Origin of the sequence: Streptacidiphilus sp. MAP12-33 (genome assembly GCF_041261265.1) — a bacterium.
GTDB lineage: Bacteria > Actinomycetota > Actinomycetes > Streptomycetales > Streptomycetaceae > Streptacidiphilus.
In genome coordinates this window covers 1-15,694 of the sequence record NZ_JBGCCA010000071.1, presented here as the reverse complement: position 1 = coordinate 15,694, position 15,694 = coordinate 1, and the positions used below count along the sequence as shown (strand labels likewise).

The following is a 15,694-nucleotide window of genomic DNA, read 5'->3' as shown; positions in this document are numbered from 1 at the left end:
CCAGCGCTACGAGACCGCCTGCGACCCCCGCCTCAACCGCAGCCAGTCCCTCGACCTCGCCTTCCTCGTCGCCGAGATGCTGCGCTGACGCAGCCGCACGGCAGTGGAGCCTCCCGGCCGACGGCCGGGAGGCTCCACTGCTGGTGAGGGCGAGGTCAGCCGTGCAGCAGGTACTGGTCGCGGCGGTACAGGACCGTCGGCACCGCGGCCCCCTCCCTGGTCCACAGCACCTTGCCCACGACCAGCGCGTGGTCGAGCACGCACACCACGTCGGTCACCTCGCACACGAAGGCGACGCTCGACCCCGACAGCACCGGCGCTCCGGCCGCGGTGTGCCAGTCGACGCCCGCGAAGCGGTCCTGCATCGGGCCGATCGCGAACTTCGGCACCAGGGCCCGGTCCCGGTAGGCGAGCACGTTGACGGCGAACCGGCCCGCCCCGACGACCTGGGCGGCCGTGGTGCCGGCGGCGCCCAGGGAGACCACCAGGCTCGGCGGATGCACCGACAGGGACATCACGGCGTTGACCGTGCAGCCCACCGGCCCGGCGTCGCCGTGCGCGGTGACCACGCAGACGCCCGTCGGCAGTTGGGAGACGGCGCGGCGGAACACCTCCGTCTCCACCGCTGCCGGGCTCTCCAGCAGGTCGTTCGTCGGCATGATGCCCCCTTCGGTCTGGTGTGGATCCGTTCAGGTGATGGATTCGACGCGCGGGCGGGCCAGCCGCCGGTAGTCCTCCGCGCGGATCACGACCGAACGGTCGAGCCGGGCGGCGTTGAAGTACAGCTCCGGTACCTCGAACAGGGCCGGGTCGGCGAGGAGTTCGAGCTCCGGATGGAACGAGAACGGGGTGATCGTGCCGGACACCGAGCGGCCGAGCTCCTCGGCCGCACGCTGGTCGGCCAGTCGCGCCTTTCCTCCTCCGCAGGCCCGGGAGAGGCGCTTGAAGTGGACCTTCCGGTCGCCGGGGACGACGGCCAGGACATGGCGGTGGGCACCGCCGGCCTGCTCCACCGTGACCACCATGCACTTGGCCGCGGCCGACAGCGGGTGGCCGCGCAGCTCGCTGGCGAGATCGGTACGGCCCTCCGGCGCGTGGTCGATCAGCCGATAGCGGGCGTCCTGGTCCTCCAGGAGCCGCAGCAGGCGCTGATAGGTGCTGCTGACCGGCATGACGTCAAGCACGTTTACTCCTGGGAATCGGTCTGCCGTAAGACGGATGTTCAACTGCTGCGGGGCGGCAGTTGAACATGGCGGAAGGCGAACACCGTTGGACGCCATTGAGAGAAACGGGCGCAGCGCGACGCTCATGGTAAGCAGTGGGGTGGTTTCCGCGTGAGTTCACGCGTGTTCATGTGCGCCCGCCCGTGCTTTTGTTGACCGTCCGGCGCCTGGCACGGGACCGTGGCATGCGACTCGACTTCGCCATTCCTCCTCCGGTACAAACCACAGGGGCCACGCTCAGATGGAAACGAACCGCCGTCAGAGCGACGGCCAATCGACGGCGAACCATGCCCTGGGATTCCCGGCGGACATGGTCGGCGCAATCGTGCGGATCGCCGAGGAAACCGGGGTCTCTCCGGAAACGGTGCACTTCGCCGCGCAATTCAAGGTGATCGGCTGGGTGGCCGGTCTGGCCCCCGTCCTGGGGCCGGACGAGACCTGGCGGGAGCTGGTCGCGCGCGTCGGCACCGACGCGGGACGGGCCGAGGCCGAGCGCGCCTGGCAGGGCCTGGGCCCGCGCGAGCGCGAGGAACTGCGCTCGGGCCGGCTGGCCGGCTACCTGCGCACCGCGCTGGCACACCTGTGCGCCCATCCGGACGAGCCGCACGGCCGTCGCGGCCTGCTGCCGCCCGAGGAGCTCGCCGCGCTCGACGCGCTGGCCGGCCCGATGCGGCCGCTGCCCGACCGGCGGTTCCACGAGCTGTTCGAGGACCGGGTGCGCCTGCATCCCGAGGCGGTCGCCGCCGAGGGGGGCGGCCGTAGCTGGACCTACGCCGAGCTGAACGCGCGGGCGAACCAGGTGGCCTGGTCGCTGCTGGGCGGCGGGCTGCGCGCGCAGGACGTCGTCGCGGTGGTGTCCGAGCGCACCCTGGAGTGGCTGGCGGCGGTGATCGGCGTCTTCAAGGCCGGCGGCTGCTACCTGCCGCTGGAGCCGCACTTCCCCGCCGCCCGGATCGCCGCGGTGCTGCGCCGCAGCGCGTGTGCGCGGGTGCTGGCCGGGCCGCAGGTGCCGCAGCTGGCGCAGGCGCTCGAGCAGCTGCCGCCGACCGAGGTGACGGAGCTGGTGCGGCTGCTGGAGGAGGCGGACGCGCGGGGCCTGTCCACCGCGGACCCGGGTGTCGCGGTGGCCGCCGACCAGCTCGCCTACATCTACTTCACCTCCGGCTCCACCGGTGAGCCCAAGGGCGCGATGTGCGAGCACGCGGGGTTCTTGAACCACCTGCTCGCCAAGATCGAGGACCTGGGCATCGGCGAGGGCCACGTGGTGGCGCAGACCGCGCCGCAGTGCTTCGACATCTCGCTGTGGCAGCTGGTCGCCGCGCTGCTGGTGGGCGGCCGCACGCACATCGTCGAGCAGGAGGTCCTGCTCGACGTGCCGCGCTTCCTCCAGGAGCTGGACCGCGGCGGCGTGCAGGTGGTCCAGCTGGTCCCCTCGTACCTGGAGGTGCTGCTGGCGACGCTGGCCGAGCACCCGCGCGAACTGCCGGCCCTGGCGTGCGTCTCCGCGACGGGCGAGGCGCTGAAGAAGGAGCTCGTCGAGCGCTGGTTCGCGGCCTTCCCCGAGGTGACGCTGGTCAACGCCTACGGTCTGACGGAGACCTCGGACGACACCAACCACGAGGTGATGACCTCGGTGCCGGCCGAACGTGCCGTGCCGATCGGCCGGCCGATCCGCAACGTGCGGGTGCGCGTCGTGGACGAGTGGCTGGAGCCGGTGCCGCTGGGCTCCCCCGGCGAGATCGTCTTCTCCGGGGTCTGTGTGGGCCGCGGCTACGTCAACGACGAGGAGCGGACCAAGGCCGCGTTCGTGCGCGACCCGCACGCGCCGGGCGAACGCCTGTACCGGTCGGGCGACTTCGGGCGGTGGCTGCCGTCGGGATCACTGGAGTACCTGGGCAGGCGCGACTCCCAGGTGAAGGTCAACGGCTTCCGGATCGAGATCGGCGAGATCGAGAACCAGCTGCTGACGGTGCCCGGGGTGCGCGACGCCGCCGTGGTGGTGGCCGGGTCCGAGGACCGGCCGCAGCTGGTGGCGTTCTACACCGGCGCCGAGTCGCCCTCCGCCCCCGAGCTGGGCGCGCTGCTCGCCCAGGCGCTGCCGGACTACATGGTGCCCGGGCGCCGCTACCGGATCGACGCGCTGCCGCTGACGGCGAACGGCAAGACCGACAAGAAGGAGCTGACCGCCCGGGCCGCCGCGGCCGCCCCGCGCAGCGGCGGCGGTGTGGACGGGTTCGAGGCTCCGGCGACGCCGTCGGAGCTGCGGGTCGCCGAGACCTGGGCCAAGGTGCTGCGGGTGCCGGTCGAGGTGATCGGGCGGCACGGCCGGTTCGCCGAGTTCGCCGGCACCTCCCTGTCCGCGCTGCACCTGGTGCTGGCACTGGACCGGGTGGTCACCGTGAAGGAGCTGGTCGACACCGTCACCGTCGCCGAACTGGCCGAGCGGCTGGACCGGAGGGCGGCGCAGCAATGACCCCCTGCCGGGGCGTCACGCCCGGTTCCGGGAACGGGCTCTCGGCCTCGCTCCCCCGTTCCGTGCGCCCCGCCCGTGTCCCCGTGTGTCCCGTGTGCCCCGGACGAGGAAGTGACCCCGAATGACCACCATGGCCGTACAGCCTCGCGTCGTGCCCGCCGAGAACGCGGAACGCGGGCTTTTGATCGTCGACGCGGAGCGGGGTGGCGAGGCCGCCCCGGTGTGGGCAGCCGCGCACGCGGAGCAGGTGCGGGCGTGGCTCGACACCGAGGGCGCCGTGCTGCTGCGCGGTCTGGGCGTGGCGAGCGCCGCCGAGGTCGGCGCGGTCGCGGACGCGCTCGGGGTGCGCCGGATGGTGGAGCGGGAGCGCTTCGCGGCCCGCACCGAGTTCGAGCCGGGCCTGTACTCCTCCTCGGAGTGGCCCTCGGACGAGCCCATGTGCCACCACCACGAGCTCAGTTACGCGGCGCAGGTGCCCGGGACGCTGGTCTTCGGCTGCCTGACCGCGCCGACGTCGGGCGGCCGCACGCAGCTCGCCGACGGCCGTCGGGTGCTGGCGACGCTGCCACCGGCGCTGGTGGAACGGTTCACCAGGGACGGCTGGACCCTGACGCGGATGTACCACGAGATCGGCGTGCCGTGGTCCGAGGCGTTCGGCACCACGGACCGTGGCGAGGTCGACGCGTACTGCGCGGCCGGCGGCATCCGGCACACGTGGCTGGACAACGACGTGCTGCAGACCGAGCAGCGCCGCGCCGCGGTGGTGCGGCATCCGCGGTCGGGCGAGCCGGTCTGGTTCAACCAGGCCGCGTTCCTGAACGGGCTGACGCTGGACCCGGCGATCCGCGAGTACCTGCTGGACGTCTACGGTCCGGCCGGGCTGCCCTTCGACACCGCTTTCGGTGACGGCACGCCGATCGACGCGGAGACGGTCGAGACCCTCAACGCCGCCTATCTGGACGCCGCGTTCGGCGAGCCGTGGCGGGCCGGCGACGTGCTCGTCGTCGACAACATCCGCACCGCCCACAGCCGTGAGCCGTTCGAGGGCCGACGCGAGGTCGTCCTGGTCCTCGGCGACCCGGTCCGTCTCGAGGGCCACGTCCTGTCGTGACGCCCGCGCCCTGTCCCCTTCCCGTCCCCGCTTGGAGTGCCTGATGTCCGATGCCACCGCGACGCCCTCGTTCTGTGTGATCTCCGGCCGCCAGGTGCAGCAGGCCCTCGAGGGCCGGCACCGGGAGGTCGTCGGCATGGTCGAGGCCGCCTACCGCACCCACGGGGCGGGTGACACCGTCAACCCGCCCTCGTACTTCCTGCGTTTCCCCGACCGCCCGACCTCGCGCATCATCGCGCTGCCCGCCTCGCTGGGCGGGCAGACCCGGGTGGACGGCCTCAAGTGGATCTCCAGCTTTCCGGAGAACGTCGCCGCGGGCATTCCGCGGGCCTCCGCGGTGCTGATCCTCAACGACCACGACACCGGCTACCCGTTCGCCTGCCTGGAGAGCTCCATCATCAGCGCGACGCGCACCGCGGCCTCGGCCGCGCTCGCCGCGGCGAAACTGACCGAGGGCGGGGAGCGGCCGCGTCGCATCGGGTTCTTCGGTGTCGGCCTGATCGCCCGTTACGTGCACGAGTACCTGCGCGGGACCGGCTGGTCCTTCGACGAGTACGGCGTGTTCGACCTCTCCCGCGAGCACGCGGGCGGTTTCACCGACTACCTGGACCGCGCCACCGACAGCGCCGCCAAGACGCGGGTGCACACCAGTGCGCGGGAGCTGGTCGAGAGCAGCGACCTGCTGGTCTTCGCCACGACGGCGGGCGCCCCGCACGTCACCGACCCGGCGTGGTTCTCGCACAATCCGGTGGTGCTGCACCTGTCGCTGCGCGACCTCTCCCCCGAGGTGGTGCTCGGGGCGACGAACGTCGTGGACGACGTGGAGCACTGCCTGAAGGCCGGCACCTCACTGCACCTGGCCGAGCAGCGGGTCGGGAACCGGGAGTTCGTCGACGGGACGCTCGACGACGTGCTCAGCGGGCGGCTGACCCCGCGCCGGGACCGGCCGCTCGTCTTCTCCCCCTTCGGTCTGGGCGTGCTGGACCTGGCGGTCGGAAAGGACGTCTACGACACGCTGCGGCAGGCCGGTGAACTGACGGTCGTCGATGACTTCTTCCACGAACTGCGCCGCTACGGCTGATCGCGGTACGGCGCGCCTTTCCCGGACGTCTACCCCAGCGGAGGTTCTGTGCCGATCATTTCTGCACCGGAGGAGTACAACGAGGACCGGCTCTACGTGGACCTGAGGGAATCCTTCGGGATTCCGCTCTATCTCAAGTGCGAGGGATTCAACTTCTCGGGCTCGATCAAACAGAAGGCCGCCCGGGAAATGATCGAGATGGCCGAGAGATCGGGCCTGCTCGGGCCTGACTCCGTATTGGTGGAGTCCTCCTCGGGAAATCTCGGCGTCGCACTGAGCGTCATCGCCGCGAGCCGCGGATACCGTTTCGTGTGCGTCACCGACGCGCGCTGCAATCCGACGACCTTGCGGCTCATGGAGGCGCTGGGGACGGAGGTGCACATCATCGACGAGCCCGACCCGGTGGGTGGGCTGCTGGGTGCACGGCTGGCCCACGTCGAGGCCCTGGTCCGCGCCGACGAGCGCTACATCTGGCTCAACCAGTACCTGAACGCCAACAACTGGGGTGCCCACCACCGGATGACGGCCCCGCACATCGCGGAGCAGTTCCCGGGGCTGGACGCGCTGTTCATCGGGGCCGGCACCACGGGCACGCTGATGGGCTGTGCCCGCTGGTTCAAGGAGCACCAGCCCGGCGTACGGATCGTCGCCGTCGACAGCGTCGGCTCGGTGATCTTCGGCGGGCCCGCCTCGACCCGGGTGATACCGGGCCTGGGCTCCGGCGTGCGGCCGCCGCTGCTGGACGAGTCGCTGGTCGACGAGGTGGTGATGGTGCCCGAGGCCGAGACCGTGGGCGTCTGCCACCGGCTGGTCGGCCAGGGGTTCCTGTTCGGCGGCTCCACCGGCACGGTCGTCGCCGGCGCCCGCCGGTGGTTCGCCGACCACGGCGTGGACGACAAGTTCACCGCGGTCGCGATCGCGCCGGATCTGGGCGAGCGCTACCTCGACACCCTCTACCGGCCCGAGTGGGTGGGCCTGCACTTCGGCGAGGAGGCGCACCGTTCGGAGGCGGCCCTGTCCGCCTGACCAGCACACCGCACACCTTTGACGACCCCGGCCACCGGCCGGGGTCGTCCTGGCGTTCACCTCATCTGATTGCAACGCTTTGCCCTTCCTCTCATTGCATTAGATCTCTACTCATCGCAACGATTTCTCCGTCTCTAGCTGCGAATATGCAGATCTGACGCAACACACGGCTTTTCATATCCATGAACGCAACGTAGTGTTTCTTACATCAGAAACGCCACGGACCAGGAGAGAACGATGCAGAAGTTCGACACCACCGCCCCCGTCGCCGCCGTTGTCGAGATCCCCGCGGGACGCGTCCGGCTCATCGCCACCGACCGGACCGACACCGTCGTCGAGGTCGCCCCCGCCGACCCCGCCAAGAGCCGCGACGTGAAGACGGCCGAGCAGATCGAGGTCTCCTACAGCGACGGCGTGCTGCGCGTCGCGGCGGCCCCGGCCAGGCACGCGGTCATCGGCCACGCCGGGGCCGTCGAGGTGACGGTCCAGCTGCCCGCCGGCTCGCGGGTCGAGGCCCGCAGCGAGGCCGCGGAGCTGCACAGCGTCGGCCGCCTCGGCGACCTCGCCTTCGAGGGCGCGTACCGGCACATCAAGATCGACGAGGTCGCGAGCCTGCGGCTCACCGCCGTCGACGGCGACGTCGAGGTCGGCCGCCTCGGCGGCGACGCCGAGATCAGCACCTCCCGCGGCGCCATCACCGTCGCCGAGGCCGTGAGCGGCACCGTCCACCTCACCACCCAGATGGGCGACATCACGGTCGGCGCCGCCCCCGGCGTCTCCGCCTCCCTGGACGCCGGCACCGGCCACGGCCGCGTCGGCAACGCACTGCGCAACAACGGCGTGACCGAGCTGGCCGTCCACGCGACCACGCACCACGGCGACATCACCGCGCGCAGCCTCTGACGCCCCGCGTCACCGAGCGCACCGCCGAAACGCCCCGGCGCCCGTCCCCGAGGGGACGGGCGCCGGGGCGTTTCGGGCGCTGCCGGTCAGGACTCCCGGCGGACCCCCATGGGCCGCAGGGCCGGACGGGCCACGACGGGCGCCGCGTGCTCCAGTTGCTCGGCGAGCCCGGCCACCGTCGGCGCCTCGAAGACGTCGGCGATCTGGACCTCGACCTCCAGGGCCGCGCGGATGCGGTTCACCAGCTGGGTGGCGAGCAGCGAGTGGCCGCCCAGGTCGAAGAAGTCGTCGTCGACACCGACCCGCTCCAGGCCCAGGACCTGCGCGAACACCTCGACCAGCGCGCGCTCGCGGTCGGTTGCGGGCTCGCGGCCGCTGCCGGCCAGGCCGGCGTAGTCGGGCGCCGGGAGCGCCTTGCGGTCCAGCTTGCCGTTGAACGTCAGCGGCAGGGCGTCGAGGACCACCACCGCGGACGGCGTCATGTAGTCCGGCAGGCGCTCCGCCACGAACGCGCGGACCTGCTCGGGCGACACACTGCCGCCGTTCTCGGCGGAGGGCACCACGTAGGCGACCAGGCGGGTGTCACCGGGGCTGTCCTCCCGGGCGACGACGGCCGCGCGGGCCACCTGCGGGTGGGCCACCAGCACCGCCTGGACCTCGCCGGGCTCGATGCGGAAGCCGCGGACCTTGACCTGCTCGTCGGTGCGGCCCAGGTACGCCAGCTCGCCGTCGGCGCTCCAGCGGGCCCGGTCGCCGGTGCGGTACATCCGCTCACCGCCGGCGTCGCCTGCCGCGAAGGGGTTCGCGACGAAGCGGTCGGCCGTCAGACCCGGACGGTTGACGTAGCCGCGGGCCAGCTGGGCGCCCGCGATGTACAGCTCGCCGGCCACGCCCGGGGCGACCGGGCGCAGGAACTCGTCCAGCACGTACAGGCGGGTGTTGGCGATCGGTCGGCCGATCGGGACCTCGTCACCGATCTGCTGGCCGGCCCTCACCTGAAGGACGCAGCAGCCGACCACGGTCTCCGTGGGGCCGTACTCGTTGACGACCACCGATCCGGGCGCCACCGCCAGCAGCTCGCGCACGGCCGAGCCCGGCAGCGCCTCACCGCCGACGACCCACACCCGCGCCGCCCCGGCCAGTCGCTGCTCCGCGACGAGCTCGCCGAGCAGCGGCAGGTGCGCGGGCACCACCTTGAGCATCCCGACGCCGGAGCCCGGCTCGTTCAGCAGCGAGGCGAGGCCCTCGGCGCCGCCCTCGGGCGAGACCGTGACGGCGGAGCCGGACACCAGCGGCACCAGGACGCTGGTGACGGTCAGGTCGAAGGCGAGCGAGGAGTGGAGCACCGCGCCACCGCCCGACGAGGCGCCGTAGGCGTCCGCCGCCCAGCCGATGTAGTTGGCCAGGCCGCCGTGGGTGACCGCGACGCCCTTGGGCCGGCCCGTCGAACCGGAGGTGTAGATCACGTACGCGAGCGAACCGGGCGCCACCGGCGCGAACGGCGCGTCGGCGGAGGCGTGCTCCAGACGAAGCCGCAGCTGCGGGTCGTCCAGTGCCAGCGCCGGGATGCGGCCCAGCGGCAGCTCCTCCAGCAGCTCCTCGGTGCCGAGGACGACGGCGGCGCGGCTGTCGGCCAGGGTGAAGCCGACGCGCTCGGCCGGGTAGTCCGGGTCGATGGGCAGGTAGGCCGCGCCGGCCTTCCAGGAGGCGAGGATCGCGACCACCGCGTCGACGCCGCGGCCCAGGCACAGGGCGACCAGGGACTCGTGGCCGACCCCGTACTCGCGCAGCACGTTCGCCAGGCGGTTGGCGCGGACGTCCAGCTCGGCGTAGGAGAGGGTCTGCTCCCCGCACACCACCGCGGCGGCGTCCGGCGTCTGGTGGACGCGGGCGGCGAAGAGCTCCGGCACCAAGGCCTCGCCCAGGTCCCGGGCGGTGTCGTTGAACTCGGTCAGCACGCGGCGGCGCTCGGACTCCTCCAGCAGGTCGACCCCGCTGAGCGGGACGTCGCGGTCGGCCGCGACGATCCCGAGCAGCTGCACCCAGCGGCGGGCGATGCGCTCGACGGAGACCGCGTCCAGCAGGTCCGCGCTGCCCTTGAGCTTGCCGCGCAGTCCGGCCGGGCGGCCGGCCGCGTCGAGCTGCTCGCCGACGAGCAGGTCGAGGTCGAACTTGGCCGCGGAGGCCTCCACCGGGATCGGCGTGTACGTCATGCCGGGCAGGGTGAGCGGCGTGCGGCCGCCGGCGGTGGCGTTGTTCTGCACCGTCAGCATGACCTGGTAGAGCGGGTGCCGGGTGAGCGAGCGGGACGGCGACAGCTCCTCGACCAGGCGCTCGAACGGCACGTCCTGGTGGGCGAAGGCGCCGAGACCGGTCTCCTTGACCCGCGCGACGACCTCGCGGAACGTCGGGTCGCCGGACAGGTCGGTGCGCATCACCAGCGCGTTGACGAAGAACCCGACCAGGTCGTCCAGCGCCTCGTCGGTACGGCCGGCGACGGCCGCGCCGATGGGGATGTCGGTGCCGGCGCCGAGCCGGGACAGCAGCACCGCCAGCGCCGCCTGCAGGACCATGAACAGCGTCACGCCCTCGGCGCGGGCCAGCTCCACGAGTGCGGCGTGGACCTCGGCCGGGACCTCCAGCGGGATGCTGTGGCCGGCGTAGCTGGGCGTGGCCGGACGCGGGCGGTCGAAGGGCAGTTCCAGCTCCTCCGGGATGCCCGCCAGGGCCTCGCGCCAGTAGTCGGTCTGCCGGGAGATCAGGCTCCGCGGGTCCTCGTCGCTGCCGAGCAGCTCGCGCTGCCAGATCGCGTAGTCGCCGTACTGCGCGGCGAGCGGCTCCCAGACGGGTGCCGTGCCCTCGCGGCGGGCGGTGTAGGCGGCGGACAGGTCACGGGCCAGCGGGCCCATCGACCAGCCGTCGGCGGCGATGTGGTGCAGGACCAGGACCAGCACGTGGTCCTGGGCGCCGGTGCTGAGCAGCTTGGCGCGGATCGGGACGTCCGTGCCGAGGTCGAAGACCCGCCCGGTGGTCTCGGCGACCGCCTGGTCCAGCTCGGCCTCCGGGACGAACAGGCGCTCCAGGTGCCAGTCGAGCTCGTCCGGGGTGAGGACGCGCTGGTAGGCCTCGCCGTCCGCGACCGGGTAGAGCGTCCGCAGCACCTCGTGACGCTCGATCACGTCGCGCAGGGCCGCGTCCAGCGCGGCCGCGTCGACCTCGCCGGTCAGGCGCAGCGCGGCGGGGATGTTGTAGGTGGCGCTGGGGCCCTCGAGCTGGCCGATGAACCACAGGCGCCGCTGGGCGAAGGAGAGCGGCAGCCGCTCCGGTCGCCGGGAGGCCGCGGTCAGCGCGGTGCGGGCCCGGTCGGCGCCACCCAGACGGGCGGCGACGGCGGCCGGGGTGCGGGCCTCGAACAGGGACCGCAGCGTCAGTTCCACGCCGAGGACCGAGCGGATGCGGCTGACCAGCCGGGTGGCCAGCAGCGAGTGGCCGCCGAGGGCGAAGAAGTCGTCGTCGACGCCGACCGACGGCACACCGAGCACCTCCGCGTAGGCGCCGCAGAGGACCTCCTCCTGGAAGGTGGCGGGCCCGCGGTCGGCGACGCTCTCGCCCGCGTGCTGCGGGGCGGGCAGGGCCCGGCGGTCGAGCTTGCCGTTGGCGGTGGTCGGCAGGTCGTCCAGGACCACGACGGCGGCCGGGACCATGTACTCCGGCAGGCGGGTGGCCGCGAACGCGCGGACCTCGTCAGCGGTGGGGCCGTTGTCGCCGGCCGGGACGACGTAGGCGACCAGGCGGGTCTGTCCGGGGGCGTCCTCGCGGGCGATCACGGCTGCCCGGGCGACCTGCGGGTGGGCGGCCACGACCGCCTGGACCTCGCCGGGCTCGATGCGGAAGCCGCGGATCTTGACCTGTTCGTCGCTGCGGCCGAGGTAGACCACCTGGCCGTCCTCGGTCCAGCGGGCCCGGTCACCGGTGCGGTACATCCGCTCGCCGCCGTCGCCGCCCGCGAACGGGTCCGCGACGAAGCGGTCGGCGGTCAGAGCGGCCCGGTTCACGTAGCCGCGGGCCAACTGCGCGCCCGCGAGGTAGAGGTCGCCGCCGACGCCGGCCGGGACCGGGCGCAGGAACTCGTCCAGCACGTACAGGCGGGTGTTGGCGACCGGCGCGCCGATCGGCACGACCCCGCCGGTGTCGCCCGGCCGGCACTGCCACCAGGTGACCTCGACGGAGGCCTCGGTCGGCCCGTAGAGGTTGAGCAGCTCGACCCGGTCGGCGTCGAAGAGCTCGAAGAACCGCTCCACCGACTCGGGCGGCAGCGCCTCACCGGAGCAGACCACGCGGCGCAGGCCGGCGCAGCGGACGGCGTCCGGCTCGCGCAGGAACGCCTCCAGCATCGAGGGCACGAAGTGCACCGAGGTCACCCGCTGCGCCTGGATCACCTCGGCGAGGTAGGCCGGGTCGCGGTGGCCTTCGGGGCGGGCCATGACCAGGGTCGCGCCGTGCAGCAGCGGCCCGAAGAACTCCGGGACGGAGACGTCGAACCCGAACGGCGTCTTCTGCAGCAGCCGGTCGCCGGCCTCGAGGCCGAAGCGGGTCTGCATCCAGGCCAGACGGTTGACGACACCGGCGTGCGGGACCGCGACGCCCTTGGGGCGGCCGGTCGAGCCGGAGGTGAAGATGACGTACGCCGGGTGCTGCGGCAGCAGCGTGGCGCGCTCCGCGGCGGTCAGCGGGCCGTCGGGGATCTCCTCCAGCGTCTCGTGCAGCCACGGGTCGTCGACGACCAGGACGGCGATCTCGGCGGGGATGCCGGTGCCCGCTCCGGCGCTGTCGGCCAGCACCAGGGTCGGCGTGGCGTCCTCGAACATCACCGCGACGCGCTCGGCCGGCAGGTCGGGTGCGACCGGGATGTAGGCGCCGCCGGCCTTCACCACCGCGAGCAGCGCGACGACCAGGTCGACGCCGCGCTCCATCGCGACGGCGACGAGCGACTCAGGGCCGACGCCCTGGCCGATCAGCAGCCGCGCGAGACGGTTGGCGCGGGCGTCGAGCTCGGCGTAGCTGAGCTCGGTGTCCTCCTGGACCAGTGCGGTGGCGTCGGGGGTGCGGGCCGCCTGCGCCTCGAACAGCGCGGGGAGCGTGGCGGCCGGGAGGTCGGCGGCGGTGTCGTTCCACGCCTCCAGCACCTGGTGCAGCTGCGCGGAGTCGAGCACCTCGACCGTGTGCAGCGGCTGGTCGCCGCCGCCGTCCAGGGCCTGCTCGAGGGTGGCGACGAGGTTCTCGACGGCGGTGTGCAGCAGGGCGCAGACAGCCTGGGGGTCGACCGGCGCGAGCGCGTCCACGGCGAGGCCGAAGCGGTCGCCCCAGTCGTTGACGGCGACGGTGAGCGGGTAGTTGGTCCGCTCCCGGGTGTAGATCACCTGGACGCCGTCGCTGACGGCGCCGTTCGCACGGCCGCCGCCGTGGCTGTAGCGGTAGTTGAACAGCGAGGTGAACAGCGGCTGGTCCGCCGGCACGCCACTGACCTGCTGGGCCAGGGTGAGCGGCGCGTGCTCGTGCTCCAGCAGCCGGGCCAGCTGGCCGCGCATGCCGCCGACGGCGGCCAGCGTGCCGCCCGTGCCGAGCTCCACGCGCACCGGCAGGGTGTTGATGAACGGCCCGACGACGCGGTCGGCACCGGCGCCGGCGTTCATACGGCCGAACAGGACGGTGCCGAAGACCACGTCCGAGCGGCCCGAGACGGCCGCGAGCACGCGGGCCCAGGCGACGTGCAGGACCGTCGCGGCGCTCGCGCCGGAGCGGCGCGACACCTCGCGCAGCCGGGCACCGAGCTCCTGTGGCAGCTCCTGGGTGGCGCGCACGGAGGCGGAGCCGTCGTGGTGCACGTCGACCAGGCCGAAGGGGGCCGTAGGCTCGTCGACGTCGCCCAGCAGCTCGGTGAAGTACGCCTCGTGCTTGGCCTGGTCGGCGGTGTTGCGGGCCTGAGCCACGAAGGTGCGGAACGGCAGCGGCTGCGGCAGTTCGCCGGCGCGGCCCGCGAGGATGGTGCGGACCTCGTCGAGCATCACCGCCACCGCCGTGTGGTCGCGGACCAGCTGGTGGATCCGCAGCAGGCCGAGCCAGCGCTGCCCGCCGGGCAGCGCGGCCGCGGCGGCGTTCAGCAGCGGCGCGCGGCCGATGTCCATCGCCGAGCCGCCGCAGGCCACCAGCGCGGCCACCGGGTCCTCGGTGCCGGCCTCGATCACGACCTCGGCCAGCGGAAGCGCCGCCTTGCGCCACACGACCTGGACGGGCTCGCGCAGCCCCTCCCACACCACGCCGGTGCGGTAGATGTCGTGACGGTCGATCACCTGCTGGAGCGCGCCGAAGAAGGCGTCGAGGCGGGCCCGGGAGTCGAACTCCAGGACCACCGGCAGGACGTAGACGTCACGCTCGTCCTCGGAGCCCATCAGGTGGTGGAAGAGGATGCCTTCCTGGAGCGGGGCGAGCGGGTAGACGTCGGCGATGTTCGCCGCGCCTCCGTCGACCTCGGCCACAACCCGCTGGAGCTCGGTCTCGTCGAGGTCGACCAGCGGCAGCATCTGCGGCGTCACCGACTGTGCGCCGGCGGGGATGCCGTTGGCGGGCACCTCGATCTGCTCCGGCACCGCCACGGTGGCGAGGCTCGCCACCGTCGGGGTCTCGAACAGGGCGCGGACGGAGATCGTCATGCCGCGCGCCCGCAGCCGCTCCACCAGGGAGACGGCCAGGAGCGAGTGACCCCCCAGGGCGAAGAAGTCGTCGTCGACACCGACCGTGTCCAGGCCGAGGACCTCGGCGAACACGGCGCACAGGATCTCCTCCTGCGGCGTGGCCGGTCCGCGTCCGGTGTTGGCCGCACCGGTGGTGTAGTCGGGGGCGGGCAACGCCTTGCGGTCCAGCTTGCCGTTGCTGCTGAGCGGCAGCGCGTCCAGGACCACGACGGCGGCCGGGACCATGTGCTCGGGCAGGCGCTTGGCAACGAAGTCACGGACCTGGGCAGCGAGCTGGGGGATGGTGTCGTCGGGGTCGGTCGGCACGATGTAGCCGACGAGGCGGACGTCGCCGGTGTCGCGGCGGGCCAGGACGGCGGCCTGCGCGACCTCCGGGTGGGCCTGCAGTGCGGCCTGGACCTCGCCCGGCTCGATGCGGAAGCCGCGGACCTTGACCTGCTCGTCGCTGCGGCCGAGGTAGACCAGACGGCCATCCCGGGTCCAGCGGACCCGGTCACCGGTGCGGTACATCCGCTCACCCGAGCCGGAGAGGGAGTACGGGTTGGCGACGAAGCGGTCGGCGGTCAGGCCGGGGCGGCGGACGTAGCCGCGGGCGACGCCGGCACCGGAGACATAGAGGTCACCGGCAACGCCCGGCGCGACCGGGTTGAGGAACTCGTCCAGCACGTAGAAGGCGGTGTTCCCGATCGGCGAACCGATCGGAACGATCCCGCTCGCCGCGTCGTCGGCGCTCAGGCGCGTGGTGGCCACGCCGATGGTCGCCTCGGTCGGGCCGTAGTGGTTGAAGACCGACACCCCGGCCTGGTCGGCGGCCCGGACCAGGTCCTCGACCCAGGCGGCCGGGGCCGCCTCGCCACCGAGGAGAAGGGAGCGGCCGGGCAGGACGCGGTCCAGGCCGGCTGCGCCGAGGGCGGCGAGGTGGGACGGGACGACCTTGAGGTAGTCGATCGCGTGCTCGTCGAGGTAGGTGGCGACGATGTCGGGGTCGGTGACGGCCTCGGCATCCAGGACGTGGAGCGCACCGCCGGTGGCCAGCGCGGCGAAGACGATGGTGTTGCCCAGGTCGGTGGCCTGCGCCTGCAGCAGCGCGTAACGGCCGCCCGGGGCACCCAGCCCGACGCGGGC

Annotated in this window: 9 protein-coding genes; 6 read left to right on the top strand and 3 right to left on the bottom strand. The window is 73.0% G+C overall.

From position 1 onward, the window contains the following. On the top strand, positions 1 to 88 hold an 88-nt coding region (locus ABH931_RS39235), incomplete at its 5' end, for a 3-deoxy-7-phosphoheptulonate synthase (protein WP_370124714.1). Positions 89 to 155: 67 nt separating this feature from the next. Here the strand turns inward: ABH931_RS39235 and ABH931_RS39230 are convergent. Continuing rightward, positions 156 to 659 (bottom strand): flavin reductase family protein, encoded by a 504-nt coding sequence (locus ABH931_RS39230; RefSeq protein ID WP_370124712.1) that lies wholly within the window; start codon positions 657 to 659, stop codon positions 156 to 158. A gap of 30 nt (positions 660 to 689) precedes the next feature. Next, positions 690 to 1,184, bottom strand: coding sequence for a YbaK/EbsC family protein (locus ABH931_RS39225; protein WP_370124710.1), 495 nt, complete (start codon positions 1,182 to 1,184; stop codon positions 690 to 692). Positions 1,185 to 1,533: 349 nt separating this feature from the next. Between ABH931_RS39225 and ABH931_RS39220 the strand changes: the two genes are divergently transcribed. The 5 genes from ABH931_RS39220 (at position 1,534) to ABH931_RS39200 (ending at position 7,817) form a co-directional block, all read left to right on the top strand. Continuing rightward, entirely contained in the window at positions 1,534 to 3,696 is a 2,163-nt protein-coding gene (locus tag ABH931_RS39220; RefSeq protein WP_370124708.1) for an amino acid adenylation domain-containing protein, read from the top strand. A 130-nt stretch (positions 3,697 to 3,826) separates the two neighbouring features. Further along, on the top strand, positions 3,827 to 4,807 hold the full coding sequence (locus ABH931_RS39215; RefSeq protein ID WP_370124706.1) for a TauD/TfdA family dioxygenase: 981 nt from the start codon (positions 3,827 to 3,829) through the stop codon (positions 4,805 to 4,807). A 43-nt stretch (positions 4,808 to 4,850) separates the two neighbouring features. Then, positions 4,851 to 5,888: a 2,3-diaminopropionate biosynthesis protein SbnB gene (sbnB, locus tag ABH931_RS39210; protein ID WP_370124704.1), complete on the top strand. Its 1,038-nt coding sequence runs from the start codon at positions 4,851 to 4,853 to the stop codon at positions 5,886 to 5,888. A gap of 48 nt (positions 5,889 to 5,936) precedes the next feature. Then, complete coding sequence (gene sbnA / locus ABH931_RS39205) at positions 5,937 to 6,914, top strand: 2,3-diaminopropionate biosynthesis protein SbnA (protein WP_370124703.1); 978 nt, start codon at positions 5,937 to 5,939, stop codon at positions 6,912 to 6,914. Between the two features lie 237 nt (positions 6,915 to 7,151). Next, positions 7,152 to 7,817, top strand: a complete 666-nt coding sequence (locus ABH931_RS39200; protein ID WP_370124701.1) for a DUF4097 family beta strand repeat-containing protein — start codon at positions 7,152 to 7,154, stop codon at positions 7,815 to 7,817. 86 nt (positions 7,818 to 7,903) lie between these two features. Here ABH931_RS39200 and ABH931_RS39195 read toward each other — a convergent pair. Then, the coding region (locus tag ABH931_RS39195; RefSeq protein ID WP_370124699.1) for an amino acid adenylation domain-containing protein at positions 7,904 to 15,694 on the bottom strand (7,791 nt) is incomplete at its 5' end.

What these genes read in the sequence shown, in the direction of transcription:
- ABH931_RS39215 (WP_370124706.1), top strand. Translation starts at nt 3,827, where the DNA reads ATGGCCGTACAGCCTCGCGTCGTGCCCGCCGAGAACGCGGAACGCGGG.
- ABH931_RS39220 (WP_370124708.1), top strand. Translation starts at nt 1,534, where the DNA reads ATGGTCGGCGCAATCGTGCGGATCGCCGAGGAAACCGGGGTCTCTCCG.
- ABH931_RS39200 (WP_370124701.1), top strand. Translation starts at nt 7,152, where the DNA reads ATGCAGAAGTTCGACACCACCGCCCCCGTCGCCGCCGTTGTCGAGATC.
- sbnB (WP_370124704.1), top strand. Translation starts at nt 4,851, where the DNA reads ATGTCCGATGCCACCGCGACGCCCTCGTTCTGTGTGATCTCCGGCCGC.
- ABH931_RS39230 (WP_370124712.1), bottom strand. Translation starts at nt 659, where the DNA reads ATGCCGACGAACGACCTGCTGGAGAGCCCGGCAGCGGTGGAGACGGAG.